This window comes from Rhodobacter ferrooxidans (genome assembly GCF_000176015.1).
Taxonomy (GTDB): Bacteria; Pseudomonadota; Alphaproteobacteria; order Rhodobacterales; family Rhodobacteraceae; genus Pseudorhodobacter_B; species Pseudorhodobacter_B ferrooxidans.
The window spans coordinates 99,595-114,534 of the sequence record NZ_ACYY01000001.1 but is presented as its reverse complement, the minus strand read 5'-3'; the positions used below and the strand labels follow the sequence as shown (position 1 = coordinate 114,534).

At 66.5% G+C, this 14,940-nt stretch carries 11 protein-coding genes; 5 read left to right on the top strand and 6 right to left on the bottom strand.

Annotated elements, in window-relative coordinates; genetic code table 11:
- Positions 1-47: 47 nt before the first annotated feature.
- A complete protein-coding gene (locus RSW2DRAFT_RS00560; protein WP_008026979.1) occupies positions 48-2,837 on the top strand; it encodes an error-prone DNA polymerase in 2,790 nt (929 codons plus the stop codon).
- Positions 2,838-2,934: 97 nt separating this feature from the next.
- On the opposite strand, the gene RSW2DRAFT_RS00555 is transcribed toward RSW2DRAFT_RS00560, so the two are convergent.
- Together RSW2DRAFT_RS00555 and trpS are read right to left on the bottom strand one after the other, a co-directional pair.
- On the bottom strand, positions 2,935-3,420 hold the full coding sequence (locus RSW2DRAFT_RS00555) for a VOC family protein (protein ID WP_008026977.1): 486 nt from the start codon (positions 3,418-3,420) through the stop codon (positions 2,935-2,937).
- A 291-nt stretch (positions 3,421-3,711) separates the two neighbouring features.
- Positions 3,712-4,755, bottom strand: coding sequence for a tryptophan--tRNA ligase (gene trpS / locus RSW2DRAFT_RS00550; RefSeq protein WP_008026975.1), 1,044 nt, complete (start codon positions 4,753-4,755; stop codon positions 3,712-3,714).
- Between the two features lie 95 nt (positions 4,756-4,850).
- On the opposite strand from trpS, the gene RSW2DRAFT_RS00545 reads away from it, so the two are divergent.
- Positions 4,851-5,537 carry a rhomboid family intramembrane serine protease gene (locus RSW2DRAFT_RS00545; RefSeq protein ID WP_040671392.1) on the top strand — a complete coding sequence of 229 codons (687 nt, stop codon included), beginning with the start codon at positions 4,851-4,853 and terminating at the stop codon, positions 5,535-5,537.
- Position 5,538: 1 nt separating this feature from the next.
- On the opposite strand, the gene murJ is transcribed toward RSW2DRAFT_RS00545, so the two are convergent.
- Genes murJ through RSW2DRAFT_RS00530 form a run of 3 tightly spaced genes read right to left on the bottom strand, consistent with a single transcriptional unit; the run spans position 5,539 to position 11,028 of the window.
- Positions 5,539-7,083, bottom strand: coding sequence for a murein biosynthesis integral membrane protein MurJ (gene murJ, locus RSW2DRAFT_RS00540; RefSeq protein ID WP_008026969.1), 1,545 nt, complete (start codon positions 7,081-7,083; stop codon positions 5,539-5,541).
- Positions 7,080-9,824 carry a [protein-PII] uridylyltransferase gene (locus RSW2DRAFT_RS00535; protein ID WP_008026967.1) on the bottom strand — a complete coding sequence of 915 codons (2,745 nt, stop codon included), beginning with the start codon at positions 9,822-9,824 and terminating at the stop codon, positions 7,080-7,082. The genes murJ and RSW2DRAFT_RS00535 overlap by 4 nt, the downstream gene beginning before the upstream one ends.
- A gap of 34 nt (positions 9,825-9,858) precedes the next feature.
- Positions 9,859-11,028, bottom strand: a complete 1,170-nt coding sequence (locus tag RSW2DRAFT_RS00530) for a penicillin-binding protein activator (RefSeq protein ID WP_008026964.1) — start codon at positions 11,026-11,028, stop codon at positions 9,859-9,861.
- 89 nt (positions 11,029-11,117) lie between these two features.
- On the opposite strand from RSW2DRAFT_RS00530, the gene rsmI reads away from it, so the two are divergent.
- The 3 genes from rsmI to gshB all read left to right on the top strand — a co-directional run bounded on the left by rsmI (position 11,118) and on the right by gshB (position 13,348).
- Entirely contained in the window at positions 11,118-11,993 is an 876-nt protein-coding gene (rsmI, locus tag RSW2DRAFT_RS00525) for a 16S rRNA (cytidine(1402)-2'-O)-methyltransferase (RefSeq protein ID WP_008026962.1), read from the top strand.
- Entirely contained in the window at positions 11,990-12,343 is a 354-nt protein-coding gene (locus RSW2DRAFT_RS00520) for a YraN family protein (protein WP_008026960.1), read from the top strand. The genes rsmI and RSW2DRAFT_RS00520 overlap by 4 nt, the downstream gene beginning before the upstream one ends.
- Positions 12,344-12,406: 63 nt before the next feature.
- Positions 12,407-13,348: a glutathione synthase gene (gene gshB, locus RSW2DRAFT_RS00515; RefSeq protein ID WP_008026957.1), complete on the top strand. Its 942-nt coding sequence runs from the start codon at positions 12,407-12,409 to the stop codon at positions 13,346-13,348.
- A gap of 69 nt (positions 13,349-13,417) precedes the next feature.
- Here the strand turns inward: gshB and RSW2DRAFT_RS00510 are convergent, their stop codons facing one another.
- Positions 13,418-14,932: a YifB family Mg chelatase-like AAA ATPase gene (locus tag RSW2DRAFT_RS00510; RefSeq protein ID WP_008026955.1), complete on the bottom strand. Its 1,515-nt coding sequence runs from the start codon at positions 14,930-14,932 to the stop codon at positions 13,418-13,420.
- Between the last annotated feature and the right edge of the window lie 8 nt (positions 14,933-14,940).

Genomic DNA, 14,940 nt, shown 5'->3' with positions numbered 1-14,940 from the left:
TGCCGGTCATGCGCTAGGTTTGTTCCTGTTTCGTTCAGGTTCACCCCATGCCCTTCGTCGAGCTTTCCGCCACCTCCAACTTCAGCTTCCTGACCGGCGCCTCGCACCCCGAGGAGCTGATGCAGCGGGCGCATGAGCTGGGCCAACCGGCGCTGGCGATTGCCGACGAGAACTCGGTGGCGGGTATCGTGCGGGCGCATGTGGCGGCGCGCGAGATAGCGCGCAGCGACGGGCAAGCGCCAAGGCTGATCCCGGCGGCGCGCATCGTCACCCGCGACGGTTTTGTAGCCACCGTGCTGCCGCGCGACCGGGCGGCCTGGGGGCGGCTGTGCCGGTTGCTGACGCTGGGGCGCAGGCGGGCGGCCAAGGGGGCCTGCGATCTGGGGCTGGACGATCTGCTGGACTGGGGCGAGGGGCAGGAGATGCTGCTGCACCCGGCCCGTTACGCCGGTTGGGTCGCACAGGCCGGGCGGCTGGCGCGGCAGTTCCCCGGTCAGGTCAGCCTGCTGCTGGCGCCGCGTTATGACGGGCAGGACGCCGCGCGCTTTGCCCGGCTGGAAGGTGTCGCGGCGCGGCTGGGCATTCCCACCGTCGCCTCGGCCCTGCCGATGATGCACCACGGCGCGCGGCGCAAGCTGGCCGATGTGCTGGCGGCGATCCGGCTGGGCTGCCGGGTGGAACAGCTTGGCCGCCGCGCCCTGCCGCATGCCGAACAGCGGCTGCGGTCGGAACCCGAGATGCTGCGGCTGTTCGCGGGTTTCGAGGCGGCGGTCGCCCGCAGCGCCGAGATCGCCGCCCGGCTGGAGTTCAGCCTGGATATGCTGCGCTATGAATACCCGTCCGAGATCACCGAGGGCGAAACCGCGGCCGGGCGGCTGGCGCGGCTGGCGCAGGCCGGGCTGCACTGGCGCTACCCGGCGGGCATCCCGGCCAAGCCGCAGGCGCAACTGGCGCATGAACTGGCGCTGATTTCCAAGCTGCACTACGAACCCTACTTCCTGACCGTGCATGACATCGTGGCCTTTGCCCGCGGGCGCGGCATCCTGTGTCAGGGCCGGGGCTCGGCGGCCAATTCGGTGGTTTGCTACGCGCTGGGCGTCACCTCGGTCTCGCCCGAGATCGGCACCATGGTGTTCGAACGGTTTGTCTCGGAGGCGCGCGATGAGCCGCCCGACATCGACGTCGATTTCGAACACGAGCGCCGCGAAGAGGTGATCCAGCACATCTACGCCCGCTATGGCCGCCACCGCGCCGGGCTTTGCGCCACGGTGATCCATTACCGCGGCAAGCGGGCGGTGCGCGAGGTCGGCCGCGCCATGGGGCTGTCGGAAGACACGCTGGCGGCGATGTCCAGCCAGATCTGGGGCTGGGGCGGCAAGGGCATCAACGACGCGCGGCTGCGCGAGATCGGGCTGGATCCCGCCGACAAGCGGTTGGCGCAGACACTGGCGCTGGTCGAGGAGATTCAGGGCTTTCCCCGCCACCTGTCGCAGCATGTCGGCGGTTTCATCATCACCGAAGGCCGGCTGGACGAGCTGGTGCCGATCGAGAATGCCACGATGGACGACCGCACCGTGATCTGCTGGGACAAGGACGATATCGACGCGCTGGGCATCCTGAAGGTCGATATCCTGGCGCTGGGGATGCTGTCGTGCATCCGCAAGGCATTCGATCTGCTGGAGAAACACCACCACACCCGCTATTCGCTGGCCACCCTGCCGGCCGAGGATGCCGCCACCTATGACATGCTGTGCCGGGCGGACTCCTTGGGCGTTTTCCAGGTGGAAAGCCGGGCGCAGATGAACTTCCTGCCGCGGATGCGGCCGCGCAAGTTCTACGATCTGGTGATCCAGGTGGCGATCATCCGGCCCGGGCCGATTCAGGGCGACATGGTGCATCCCTACCTGCGGCGGCGCAACGGGCAGGAGGTGGTCACCTTTCCGTCGGACGAGTTGGGCCGCGTGCTGGGCAAGACCCTGGGCGTGCCGCTGTTTCAGGAACAGGCGATGCAGATCGCCATCATCGGTGCGGGGTTTTCGCCGCTGGAGGCCGACCGTCTGCGCCGCGCACTGGCCACCTTCAAGAAGCACGGCAACGTCACGGCACTGAAAGAGCGGTTCCTGCAAGGCATGGCGGCGAACGGCTACGAGGAAGACTTCTCGAACCGCTGTTTCAGCCAGATCGAGGGCTTCGGCAGCTATGGTTTCCCCGAAAGCCACGCCGCCAGCTTTGCCTTTCTGGTCTATGCCTCGGCCTGGATCAAACACCACCACCCCGGCATCTTCGCCTGTGCGCTGCTGAATTCGCAACCGATGGGCTTCTATGCCCCGGCGCAGATCGTGCGCGATGCCCGGGCGCATGGCGTGCGGGTGCTGCCGCCCTGCATCAACGCCAGCCACTGGGACAACGTGATGGAAGCCTGCGGCGACCAACTGGCGCTGCGGCTGGGCTTTCGCCAGATCAAGGGCGTGGCGGAAGACGAGGCGCTGTGGATCGTGGCGGCGCGCGGCAACGGCTATACCGCGCCCGAGGACGTCTGGCGCCGCGCCGCCATTCCGCCCGCCACCCTGACCCGGCTGGCCGAAGCCGACTGCTTTGCCAGCCTGAACCTGAGCCGTCGCGATACGCTGTGGGCGGCACGGGCGCTGCCGGCCGACACGCCGCTGCCGCTGTTTGCCAATGACATCGACGGTGAAGGCATCATCGAGCCCAACCTGCGTTTTGCCGCGATGACCGAGGGCGAGCAGGTGGTCGAGGACTATGTGGCCATGCGTCTGACCCTGCGCCGCCACCCGATGGCCCTGCTGCGGCATCTGCTGACGCCAGCGATGGCCTGACAATTTCATCTGTTCTCAAATATCCCCGCCGGAGGCTCCGGGCCTTGCCGTCAGAGCCTCCGGCGGGGATATTTGAGCAAAGGTGAAGCCCGTGGCGTCAGGCAGCTTCGGCCAGCAGGGCGTTCACATCAAGCCTGGCGGTGATCATCTGCAGGTTGCCTTGCGGATCACGCGGCCATTCGGCTGGCGCGCGGTCGCGGTAAAGCTCGACGCCGTTGCCGTCGGGGTCGGTGAGATACAACGCTTCCGACACGCCATGGTCGGCGGCACCTTCCAGCGGCACGCCGGCGGCAAGCAGGCGTTTCAGCACGGCGCCAAGGCTGGCGCGGTCGGGGAACAGGAAGGCGGTGTGGTAAAGCCCGGTATGGCCGGGCGGCGGCGGGGTGGCGCCACGGCTTTCCCAGGTGTTCAGGCCGATGTGGTGGTGGTAGCCGCCCGCCGACAGGAAGGCGGCCTGGGTGCCAAAGCGTTGCGTCACCTCGAAGCCCAGCACCCCGGCATAGAAGCCGATGGCGCGGTCAAGATCGGCGACTTTCAGGTGGACGTGGCCGATGCGGGTTTCGGGGGGCAGGATGGCGGTCATGGCGGGTCTCCGGTTGTGCGTTGCGCTGAACATAGGCCGGATGCGGCGCTGCGTTAAGGCAAGGCGCCGCACAGGCTCTGCGCAAACCGGACATCGGGGAAAAAGACCCCCGGACCCGAGGGGAATGGGTCCGGGGGCAGATCGGGCGCGATGCGGCACCAAGGGGACAGAGGTGCCGCAGTCTTGGGGGACAGGATGGCCCGTTGCGGTGGGATGCCGCAGGGCCACCCTGGCGCAGGATTGAATCGGCAAAATGACAGGTGCCAGAACACCCGCCGGATCAGGGCTGCCTCAGCGCCCGCGGCTGCGGATCATGCCAACGATGTCATAGACCTGATCGACGATCGGCCGGGCAATCGCCTCGGCCCGTTCGGACCCGGCGCCAAGGATGCGGTCGATCTCGGCCGGGTCCTGCATCAGGCGGCTCATCTCGGTGGTGATCGGCGACAGCTTGGCCACCGCCAGATCGGCCAGCGCCGGTTTGAAGCTGCCGAACTGCGCTCCGCCGAAATCGCGGATCACCTGTTCGGCGGTGTGCCCGGCAAGGGCTGCATAGATGTTCACCAGATTGCGCGCCTCGGGGCGGTCTTTCAGGCCCTCCAACTCCGACGGCAGTGGTTCCGGGTCGGTCTTCGCCTTGCGGATCTTCTTGGAAATCGTGTCGGCATCGTCGGTCAGGTTGATGCGGCTTTGATCGGAAGGGTCGGATTTCGACATCTTCTTGGTGCCATCGCGCAAGGACATCACCCGGGTGGCGGCACCTTCGATGATCGGCTCGACGATGGGGAAGAAATTCACCCCGTAGTCGTTGTTGAACTTGATGGCGATGTCGCGGGTCAGCTCCAGGTGCTGCTTCTGATCCTCGCCCACCGGCACATGCGTCGCCTTGTAGGCCATGATGTCGGCGGCCATCAGCGAGGGGTAGGCGAACAGGCCAAGGCTGACATTCTCGGAATTCTTCCCGGCCTTGTCCTTGAACTGCGTCATCCGGCTCATCCAGCCCATCCGCGCCACGCAGTTGAAAATCCACGCCAATTCGACATGCGCCGTCACCTGGCTCTGGTTGAACAGGATCGAGCGGCTGGGGTCGATGCCCGCCGCAATGAAGCCCGCCGCCGCCTCGCGCGTTTGCTGGCGCAGCTTGGCCGGGTCTTGCCAGACGGTGATGGCGTGCATGTCCACCAGGCAATAGACCGTCTCGATGCCCTCGTCCTGCTTTTCGACAAAGCGTTTCAGCGCCCCCAGATAGTTGCCCAAGGTCAGCCCGCCCGACGGCTGGATGCCCGAGAAGATGCGCTTTGCGAAAGCCTGAGGCGTTTGGACCGGCTCGGCCATGGGGTGCTCCGTTTCTGGTGACTGGAAATTGCTGCCGGTTCGGCTTATCGCTGGCGGCAGGGGGCGTCAATCGGATGCCGGAGGACAGGATGCCCATGCAGACCGATCACAATGCCGCACCGCTGAACCCGCTGCCGCCGGTGGTCTGGCTGCTGGCGCTGCCGATCATCGCCATGGAGGTGGTGATCAGCCTGGGCGCGCGCGGGCTGGTGGGCGGGCCGATGGCGGTGGGCTGGCGGCTGGATGCGGTCGAGAAATTCGCCTTCTCCTCGGCGCTGATGCGGGCAATGTGGGATGCCGGGCAATTCCCCCTCGACGGCATGATGCGCCTGATCAGCTATCCGCTGGTGCATGCCAATTTCACCCATGCGCTGTTCGTGGTGGTGATCCTGCTGGCGCTGGGCAAGATGGTGGGCGAGGTGTTCCGGTGGTGGGCGGTGCTGGTGGTGTTTTTTGGCGCCGCGGCGGTGGGGGCGCTGGCCTATGCGCTGGTGCCGGGCACGGCGGCGCCGCTGATCGGGGGCTATCCGCCGGTCTATGGGCTGATTGGGGCGTTCACTTTTCTTTTGTGGGTCAATCTGGCGGCAACGGGGGCGAACAAATACCGCGCCTTCAGCCTGATCGGCTTTCTGCTGGGGTTTCAGTTGGTGTTCGGGCTGGCCTTCGGCGGCGGCCTGGACTGGGTGGCCGATCTTGCGGGCTTTGCCACCGGGTTCGTGCTGTCTTTCGTGGTCAGCCCCGGCGGCTGGGGCCGGGTGATGCAAAAGATCCGCGACCGTTAAGCTACCGCTTGCGGCGCAGGGCGGATGCAAAATCACCCAGACGGAAGGCACCGATCAACCCGCCGATGGCGAAATAGCTGACGATGCCGCTGCCGACCAGCAGCGCCAGCCCCAGATAACGCCAGCCCGGGCTGCCCAGCAGCGTGCCAAGCATCAGCCAGGCCAGCCACAGCACCACCCCCATACCGACCGAGGCCATGATGATGCGCGGCAGGCGGCTGCGGAACCGCGCGTCAAAGCGGGCGGCATCGCCCATGCCGCGCGCCCCGCGCCAAAGCTGCCAGACCATCACCCAGGCCGACACCGTGGTGGCCAAGGCTGCGGCAAAGAACCCCAGCACGGGCATCAGCCCCACCGCGAACCCGGCGTTCACCAGCATGGCGACCATGGCATAAATGAAGGGGCGGCGGGTATCCTCGCGGGCATAATACAGCGGCTGCAACACCTTGTGCAGCACGAAGGCCGGCAGCCCGGCGCCATAGGCGGCCAGCGCCAACGCGGTGTTGGCGGTATCGTCGGGGCCAAAAGCCCCCCGCTGGAACAGCACCTCGATCAGCGGCAGGGCAATCACCACCAGCGCCACCGCGGCAGGCAGCGTCAGCATCAGCGCAAACTCCGCACCACGGTTGAAGGAGGAGCGCCCGCCCTCCAGATCGCCCGCCCGCAGACGGCGCGAGAGGTCCGGCAGCAGCACGGTGCCGATGGCGATGCCAACCACCCCCAGCGGCAACTGATACAGCCGGTCGGCGTAGGACAGCCAGGCCACCGCGCCCTCGGTGAACGACGCCACCTGCCGCCCCACCACCAGATTGATCTGCACCACCCCGCCCGCCAACACCGCGGGGGCGGCGATCCGCGCCAGCCGCTTCAGATCGGGCGTCATGTGCGGCAGCGCCAGCCCCATGTGAAACCCGGCCCGATGCGCCGAAATCCAGGTGAAGGCCAGTTGCGCCACCCCGGTCACCGGCACTGTCCAGGCCAGGGTCAGCCCCATGTCCCAGCCCCAGTGATCGGCCATCAGCATCGCGGCGATGAACATCAGGTTCATCAGAACCGGCACAAAAGAGGCCTCGGTAAAGCGGCCGAAGGCGTTCAGCACCCCCGACAGCAGCGCCACCAGACTGATGAACAGGATGTAGGAGAAGGAAATCCGCCCGAAGGTCACGGCCATGTCAAAGCGGGCATCGTTGGCAAAGCCCGAAGCCATGATCCACACCAACCAGGGCATCGCCAGCGTGCCCAGCAGCGTGAACAGCACCAGCACCCCGGCCAACCCGCTGAACGCGTCGCGGGCGAACTTGGCGGCATCCTCGCCACCCTCCAGCTTCTTGGCGAACATCGGCACGAAGGCCATGTTGAAGGCGCCCTCGGCAAAGAAGCGGCGGAACATGTTGGGCAGGGAAAACGCGATCAGGAACGCCTCGGCCACCGGCCCGGCCCCCAGATAGGCCGCCATCATCACGTCGCGGGCAAAGCCCACGCCACGGGAAAGCAGGGTCCAGCCGCCGACGGTGACGATGCTGCGGATCAGCCGGATCGGTTTCATGTCGCCGCCCGCTCGGCACCCTCGGCAATCGCCTGCCGCAGCTTTGTTTCAAGCGCCTCCTGCTTGGCCTTGGTGTGCAGCTTCAGGCCGAACATGTCCTTGACATAGAAGGTATCGACCACCTGCGCCCCGAAGGTGGCGATCACCGCCGAGGCGATATAGATGTTGGAGGCCGCCAGCGTCCGGGTCAGGTCATACAGCAGGCCGGGCCGGTCGCGGGTATCGACCTCGATGATGGTGTAGATCTCGGACCCCTCGTTGTCGAAGGTGATATGGGTGGGAAAGCGGAACTCGCGTTCGCGTTTTTTCACCTTGTCGCGGTCGGCAAGCGCCTCGCGCGGCAGCACTTCGCCTTTCAGGGTCTTGTCGATCATGCCGCGCAGCCGGGGCAGGCGGGCGACCTCGTACGGGCGACCTTCGCTGTCCTGCACCCAGAACACCGCCGTGGCATAGCCGTCCTTCGAGGTATAGGTGCGGGCATCGACGATATTGGCCCCCACCAGCGCCAGCGCACCCGCCAGCCGCGAGAAGATGCCGGGATGGTCGTGCAGCGCGAAACAGGCGCGCGTCGCGTCGCGGTCGGCGTCGGGGTGCAGGTCGATGCGGATTTCGGCGTCGCCGAGGCCCTGCAACAGCCGGGCAAACACCGCATGGGTGTCGGTGGACAGGGCTTGCCAGTAGGGCGTGTAGTGCCGCGCGGTTTCCTCGCGCAGGTCTCGGGCTTCCCAGCCCGACAGCCGGTCGCGCAACGCCTTCTTGGCCGCGTTTTCGCGGTTTTCGCGGTTCAGCATCTCCAGCCCGCCTTCCAGCGCCGCCGCGGTGTCGCGGTGCAACTGCCGCAGCAGCATGGCCTTCCAGTTGTTCCAGGTGTTCGGGCCGACACCGCGGATATCGCAGACCGTCAGCACCGTCAGCAGATCCAGCCGCTTGCGGGTCTTCACCAGCTTGGCAAAGTCGCGCACCGTGCGCGGGTCACTGATGTCGCGCTTTTGCGCCATGTCCGACATCAGCAGGTGATAGCGCACCAGCCATTCGACGGTTTCGGTTTCCTCAGGGTTAAGCCCCAGCCGCGGGGCCACCTTGCGGGCGATCTGCGCCCCCAGGATCGAGTGATCCTCGGGCCGGCCCTTGCCGATGTCGTGCATCAGGATGGCGAGATAGATCACCTTGCGGTTCACCCCCTGCGCCATGATGCCACTGACCAGCGGCAGTTCCTCGACCAACTCGCCGCGCTCGATCTGGTCCAGCGCGGTGATGCACTGGATGATGTGCTCGTCCACCGTGAAGTGGTGATAGACGTTGAACTGCATCATCGCCACGATCGGCTCGAATTCCGGCATGTAGGCGGCCAGCGCGCCAAGCTCGTTCATCCGGCGCAGCGCCCGGTCGGGGTTGCCATATTTCAGCAGCATGTCCAGGAAGATTTGCGCCGCTTCCGGGCTGGCGCGCATTTCGTCGTCGATCAGATGCAGGTTCGAGGCGATCAGCCGCATGATGTTGGGATGCAGCAGATAGCCGGTGCGCAACCCCTCTTCAAAGGCGCGCAGCAGGTTCAGCTTGTCCTTGGCAAAGATGTCCGGGCTTGCGGCGTCGATCCGGCCCTGCATCAGCTTGAACCCCGCCCGCAGCTTCTTGCGGCGCTGGAACATGCCCAGCAAGGATACCGCCTCGGCCTTGGCGTGGCGCGCTTCCAGCTGGGTCAGGAACACCCGGGTCAGTTCGCCCACCTTGGTGGCATGGCGGAAGTAATCCTGCATGAAATGTTCGACCGCCCGGCGCCCGGCGCTGTCGCGGTATCCCATGCGGGCGGCCACCTCGACCTGCATATCAAAAGTCAACTGATCGACCGGACGCCCGCCGATATAATGCAGATGGCAGCGCACCGCCCACAGGAAATCCTCGGCGCGGGTGAAGGTGTCGTATTCCTCGCGCGTCAAAAGGCCCGCCGCCACCAAGCCTTCGGACGAGGGCACCCGGTGCAGGTATTTGCCGATCCAGTACAACGTCTGCAGGTCGCGCAGACCGCCCTTGCCTTCTTTGACATTGGGTTCCAGCACATAGCGCTGGCCACCCTGCCGCTTGTGCCGCTCGGCCCGCTCGACCAGCTTGGCCTCGATGAATTCGGGGCCGGTGTTGCGGAACAGCTCGGCCCACAGCTTGTCGTCCAGATCCTTGGCCAAGCCTGGATCGCCCGCCAGAAAGCGATGCTCCAGCAGGGCAGTGCGGATGGTGATGTCGTCGCGGCCCAGCCGCAGGCAATCCTTCACCGTGCGGCTGGCGTGGCCGACCTTCAGCTTCAGGTCCCACAGCATGTAAAGCATGCTTTCGATCACCGATTCCGCCCAAGGCGTGATCTTCCACGGCGTCAGGAACAAAAGGTCCACATCGGAATGTGGCGCCATTTCGGCCCGGCCGTAACCGCCCACCGCCAGAACGGCAATGCGCTCGGCCTCGGTCGGGTTGGCCAGCGGGTGCAGAAGCTTTGCCACCTCCAGCGCGGTGATCACCAGCGCGTCGGTCAGATGTGCCTGCGCCCGGGTCAGTGGGCGCGACTCGTGCGGGCGGGCGGCAAAGGCTGCGGCCAGTTGAGCGTTGCCGCTGGCCTTGGCCTGCGCCAGATGCCGCACGGCAATGGCGCGGGCGGCACGGCCTTCGGGGACACCGGGGATATCGGCGCGGATCGCGGCAAACAGCGCGCGCGGGTCGATGAACTCGGCCCCCGGCAGGATCATCGTGGTCATGGCATCAGATCCGGGTGCTGCAATTCATCCCGGCCTAGAAGCCGGCACCGGCAAAGCTGCGCGGCGCGGCGTCGATCACCACCAACTGGTTATTGGAAATCTGCGCCACCGCGAGACCCCGCTCGTTGGTGCCATCGGCGCGCAGCCGGAAGATGCCGCTGACGCCGACAAAGCCCGACCCTTGGGTCAGCGCGGCGCCGGTCAGGGCGTTGGAATTGCCCTGCTTGATCAGCGCGCCAATGGCGGCGATGCCGTCATAGGCAAGCCCCGAAATCGGATGCGGCGCCTCGCCGAACGCTGTTTGGTAGCGCGACTGGTATTGGGTATAAAGTGACGGGTCGGGCAGTGCGAACCACCCGCCCTGCACCCCCGGCAGCGCCAGCGTGGCGGCCGGAATATCCCAGCGGGTCAGGCCGATGAAGGCGGCGGTCACCCCGTTGTCACGCAAAAGCTGCGTCACCAGCGGCAAGGCCCCCGCGGTATCGGCGGTCAGAAACACCGCCTGCGCCCCGGTGGTCTTGGCCGCCGTGGCAATGCCCGGCATCGCCGCAACGATGCCGTTCTGCGAGAATTCATAGCCCGACACCGACACCACGCTGCCCCCGGCGCGGGTGACCCCCGCCTGAATGGCCGCCCGCCCGGCCTCGCCTGCCGTGTTGCGGTCGTGCACCACCATGATCTTCGACTTGCCCTGCCGCACGGCATAGGTGGCCAGCCGGTTGGCGGTGTTCTGGAAGGTCGGCCCCAGCACATAGACGTTGCCCCCGGCAATGTCGGTGTTGTTGGAGAAGCTGAGCACATTGATGCCGCGCGCCGCCACCGCCGCCCCTGCGGCATTGGCCTCTTGCGCGAACACCGGGCCAAGAATGATGAGGGCACCCTCATCGACCGCCTTCGCCGCCATCGCCTGCGCTTGCCCCGGCTGCCCGGCGGTGTTGTAAACCCGCAGGTCGATCTTGACGTTGCCCAGATCGGAGATGGCCAACCGGGCGGCGTTCTGCAGGCTGCGCGCCAGCAACTCGTCACTCGCCTGCCCCGAGCCGCCCGGCACCAGCAAGGCCACCGGCACCGCAGCCGACGTATCGACCCGCGGCCCGCCACTGGGCGTTGCCCCCGGCGTGCAGGCGGTCAGCGCGGCCGCAGCGGCAATCACGGCGGCAAGGCGACCCAACGACTTGCGGGCAAGACTCAAAACAGACAACATGCGGAATTCCTCATCCCCCGGGAGCGCAACAGACCGATGCAGGTTAAGCGTTCCGGGATGCGATGTAAACTTGTCAGGGGGACCACCGCGTGACCATCGGCGAGACCAGGCCGCAGCAGCGCCCGCTGGCAGCGGGGCTATACTTCGTGTCCACCCCGATCGGGGCCGCGCGCGACATCACCCTGCGGGCGCTGGATATCCTGGGTGCCGCCGACGTGCTGGCGGCCGAAGACACCCGCACCCTGCGGCACCTGATGGAGATCCACGGCGTGGCGCTGGGCGGGCGGCAGGTGCTGGCCTATCACGACCACAACGGCGAGGCTGTGCGGCCAAAGCTGTTACGCGCACTGGAGGAAGGCAAATCGGTGGCCTATGCCTCGGAAGCCGGCACGCCCTTGGTGGCCGACCCGGGCTTTCAGCTTGGTCGAGCCGCGATTGCCGCAGGGTTCGCGGTGCTGGCAGCACCGGGACCGTCGGCGGTGTTGGCGGCGCTGACAGTTTCAGGCCTGCCCAGCGACCGGTTCCTGTTCGCAGGCTTTCCGCCGCCCACCGCAGGGGCACGGCTGAAATTCCTGCAGGAACTAGGGCAGGTGCAGGCGACGCTTATATTTTACGAATCGCCCAAACGCGTTGGCAAAATATTAGGGGAAATGGTGCGATGCTTCGGAGAAGAAAGACAGGCGGCGGTCTGCCGTGAACTGACCAAACGATTCGAGGAAGTGTCACGCGGCACTTTGGGCGAACTGGCCCACAGCTTTGCGGATCGGGCGGTGAAGGGCGAGATTGTCGTGCTGGTCGATCGCGCGCAGGGCGCGAAGGCTGACGCGGAAACATTGGAGGCGGCATTGGTGCAGGCGTTGCAGGGGCAATCGGTGAAGGATGCTGCGGCCGCGGTCGCCGTGGCGCTTGGGTTGCCGCGGCGCGAGGTCTATCAGGTGGCGCTGAAACTGGCGGAGGACGAATGAGCGGGTTGGTATCCTATCACGCAGGCCTGGCTGCCGAGACGGCAGTGGCGCAGCTTTATGCCCGCTCCGGGCGGTCGATTGCCGCTACCCGCTGGCGTGGTTCGGCGGGCGAGATCGACCTGATTGCACGCGACGGTGCCGAAGTGATCTTTATCGAGGTCAAGAAAAGTTCCACCCATGCGCTGGCCGCCGAACATCTGACCCGGCGGCAGATGGATCGGATTTATGCCTCGGCGTCGGAGTTTCTGGCCGGGGAACCGGCGGGGCAAGGCACCGAAGCGCGGTTCGACGTGGCGCTGGTGGATTCGGTGGGCCGGATCGAGATTCTGGAAAACGCCTTTGCCGCATGACGGCGGGCGATTGCATCCTGCACGGGCATGCGGCATCTAGGGCGGGAAGCCGGGGAGATGCCGATGAGCCTGAAGGTTGCACTGCAAATGGACCCGATCGGGGCTGTCAACATTGATGGTGACAGCACGTTCCGCATTGGTCTGGAGGCGTTGGCGCGCGGGCACAGTCTGTTTTTCTACACGCCGGACCGGTTGGCTTTTGTCGAGGGCCGGGTGTTGGCGCGCGGCTGGCCGATCGAGTTGCGGCGTGAGATGGGCAATCATGTCAGCTACGGCGCCGAGACTGAGGTCGATCTGGGCGAGTTCGACGTGGTCTGGCTGCGACAGGACCCGCCGTTCGACATGGGCTATATCACCACCACCCATCTCTTGGAGATGATCCATCCGCGCACGCTGGTGGTGAATGACCCATTCTGGGTGCGCAACAGTCCGGAAAAGCTGCTGGTGCTGCGGTTTCCGGGACTTATCCCGCCGACGGCGATTGCTCGCGATCTGGCGACGATTCGCGAGTTCAAGGCGCGGCACGGCGACATCATTCTGAAGCCGCTTTACGGCAATGGCGGCGCGGGCGTCTTCCGGCTGGACCCGAACGACCGCAATCTGGCCTCGCTGCACGAGTTGTTCATCAGCATGAGCCGCGAGCCGCTGATCGTGCAGAAGTTCCTGCCGGATGTGGCCAAGGGCGACAAGCGGGTGATTCTGGTCGACGGCGAGCCGGTAGGCGCGATCAACCGGGTGCCGCAGGCCGGCGAGACCCGCTCCAACATGCATGCGGGCGGGCGGCCGGAAAAGATCGGGCTGACGCCGCGCGATCTGGAGATTTGTGCCACCATCGGCCCGGTGCTGCGCGAAAAGGGCCAGGTTTTCGTCGGCATCGACGTGATCGGCGACTATCTGACCGAGATCAACGTGACATCGCCCACCGGCTTGCAGGAGTTGGAGCGGTTCGACGGCACCAATGCCGCGGCGCGGATATGGGAAGTGATCGAGGCCAAGCGTCGGTGACGCTCATCCGGCCTGACAGCCGTCTTCGCAGCAGCGATGACCGACCGCAAGGAAGGGAAGAGCGGCGGGTCAGTGTTTGGTGCCGATCGCCAGCCGGTAGCTGACCGCTTCGGCCACATGATTCTTGCGCACACCCGCTACACCTTCCAGATCAGCGATGGTGCGCGCCACCCGCAGCACCCGGTGATAACCGCGCGCCGACAGCCCGAAGCGTTCAGCGACCCGCGCCAGCAGGTCACGGCCTTCGGCATCGGGGGCGGCGATTTCCTCCAACACCGCGCCCTCGGCATCGGCGTTCACCCGCATCCCCGCATGCCCAGCGAATCGCGCGGTCTGGATCGCCCGGGCAGTAGCGACCCTTGCTGCGACCATCGCCGAGGTGTCGCCGGAGGGCGGCAGATCGAGGTCGGTATAGGCCACCGGCGGCACCTCGATTCGCAGATCGAAGCGGTCCATCAGCGGGCCGGAGATGCGGCCAAGGTAATCCTCGCCGCAAACAGGCACTCGCGCGCAAGCCCGCGCGGGGTCGGTCAGATAGCCGCATTTGCAGGGGTTGGCCGCCGCCACCAGCAAAAATCGGCAGGGATAGCGCACATGCGCATTGGCCCGCGCCACCACGATCTCGCCGGTCTCGATCGGTTGGCGCAGGGTTTCCAGCACCGGGCGGGGAAATTCGGGGAATTCGTCCATGAACAGCACGCCGTTATGCGCCAGGCTGATCTCGCCCGGCTTGGCACCGCGCCCGCCGCCGACGATGGCGGCCATCGACGCCGTGTGATGCGGCTCGCGGAACGGCCTTGCGCGCGAGATGCCGCCTTCCGACAGCAGCCCCGCCAGCGAATGGATCATCGAGGTTTCCAACGCCTCGACCGCTGAAAGTGGCGGCAGGATGCCGGGCAACCGCGCCGCCAGCATGGATTTGCCGGAACCGGGGCTGCCGACCATCAGCGCGTGGTGTCGCCCGGCGGCGGCAATCTCCAGCGCCCGTTTGGCGCGTTCCTGGCCCTTCACGTCACGGAAATCGCGGCCCAGCGGTCCGGGCTGCACTTCGCCGGCCTCGGCGGGGGTCAGCGGCGCCTGGCCGGTGAAATGCCGCACCACCTCGCCCAGCGTGGCGGCGGCCAGCACCTGCGTGGCACCCACCCAGGCGGCTTCGGCGCCGCAGGCCTTGGGGCACAGCAGGCTGCGGTCGCCCTCTGCCGCCGCCATCGCCGCGGGCAGCGCGCCGATCACCGCGATCAGCCGCCCGTCCAGCGACAATTCGCCCAGCGCCACCGTCTGTTCCACCTCGTCCTTCGGAATGATCTCCAGCGCCGCCAGCAGCGCCAGCGCCACCGGCAGGTCGAAATGCGAGCCTTCCTTGGGCAGATCGGCGGGGGAAAGGTTGACGGTGATCCGCTTTGACGGCAGCGCGATCGACATCGACGCCAGCGCCGCCCGCACCCGTTCGCGCGCCTCGGAAACCGCCTTGTCGGGCAGGCCGACGATGGAGAAAGATGGCAGCCCGGCGGCGATGGCGCATTGCACCTCGACGATGCGGGCCTCGACGCCTTCGAAGGCCACTGTATAGGCCCGTGCCACCATGCCGCTGC

Coding starts and splice junctions, on each gene's coding strand:
- RSW2DRAFT_RS00510 (WP_008026955.1), bottom strand. CDS start 14,932: ATGGTGGCACGGGCCTATACAGTGGCCTTCGAAGGCGTCGAGGCCCGC.
- RSW2DRAFT_RS00545 (WP_040671392.1), top strand. CDS start 4,851: ATGCAGACCGATCACAATGCCGCACCGCTGAACCCGCTGCCGCCGGTG.
- murJ (WP_008026969.1), bottom strand. CDS start 7,083: ATGAAACCGATCCGGCTGATCCGCAGCATCGTCACCGTCGGCGGCTGG.
- RSW2DRAFT_RS00520 (WP_008026960.1), top strand. CDS start 11,990: ATGAGCGGGTTGGTATCCTATCACGCAGGCCTGGCTGCCGAGACGGCA.
- RSW2DRAFT_RS00530 (WP_008026964.1), bottom strand. CDS start 11,028: ATGTTGTCTGTTTTGAGTCTTGCCCGCAAGTCGTTGGGTCGCCTTGCC.
- RSW2DRAFT_RS00555 (WP_008026977.1), bottom strand. CDS start 3,420: ATGACCGCCATCCTGCCCCCCGAAACCCGCATCGGCCACGTCCACCTG.
- RSW2DRAFT_RS00560 (WP_008026979.1), top strand. CDS start 48: ATGCCCTTCGTCGAGCTTTCCGCCACCTCCAACTTCAGCTTCCTGACC.
- gshB (WP_008026957.1), top strand. CDS start 12,407: ATGAGCCTGAAGGTTGCACTGCAAATGGACCCGATCGGGGCTGTCAAC.
- RSW2DRAFT_RS00535 (WP_008026967.1), bottom strand. CDS start 9,824: ATGACCACGATGATCCTGCCGGGGGCCGAGTTCATCGACCCGCGCGCG.
- trpS (WP_008026975.1), bottom strand. CDS start 4,755: ATGGCCGAGCCGGTCCAAACGCCTCAGGCTTTCGCAAAGCGCATCTTC.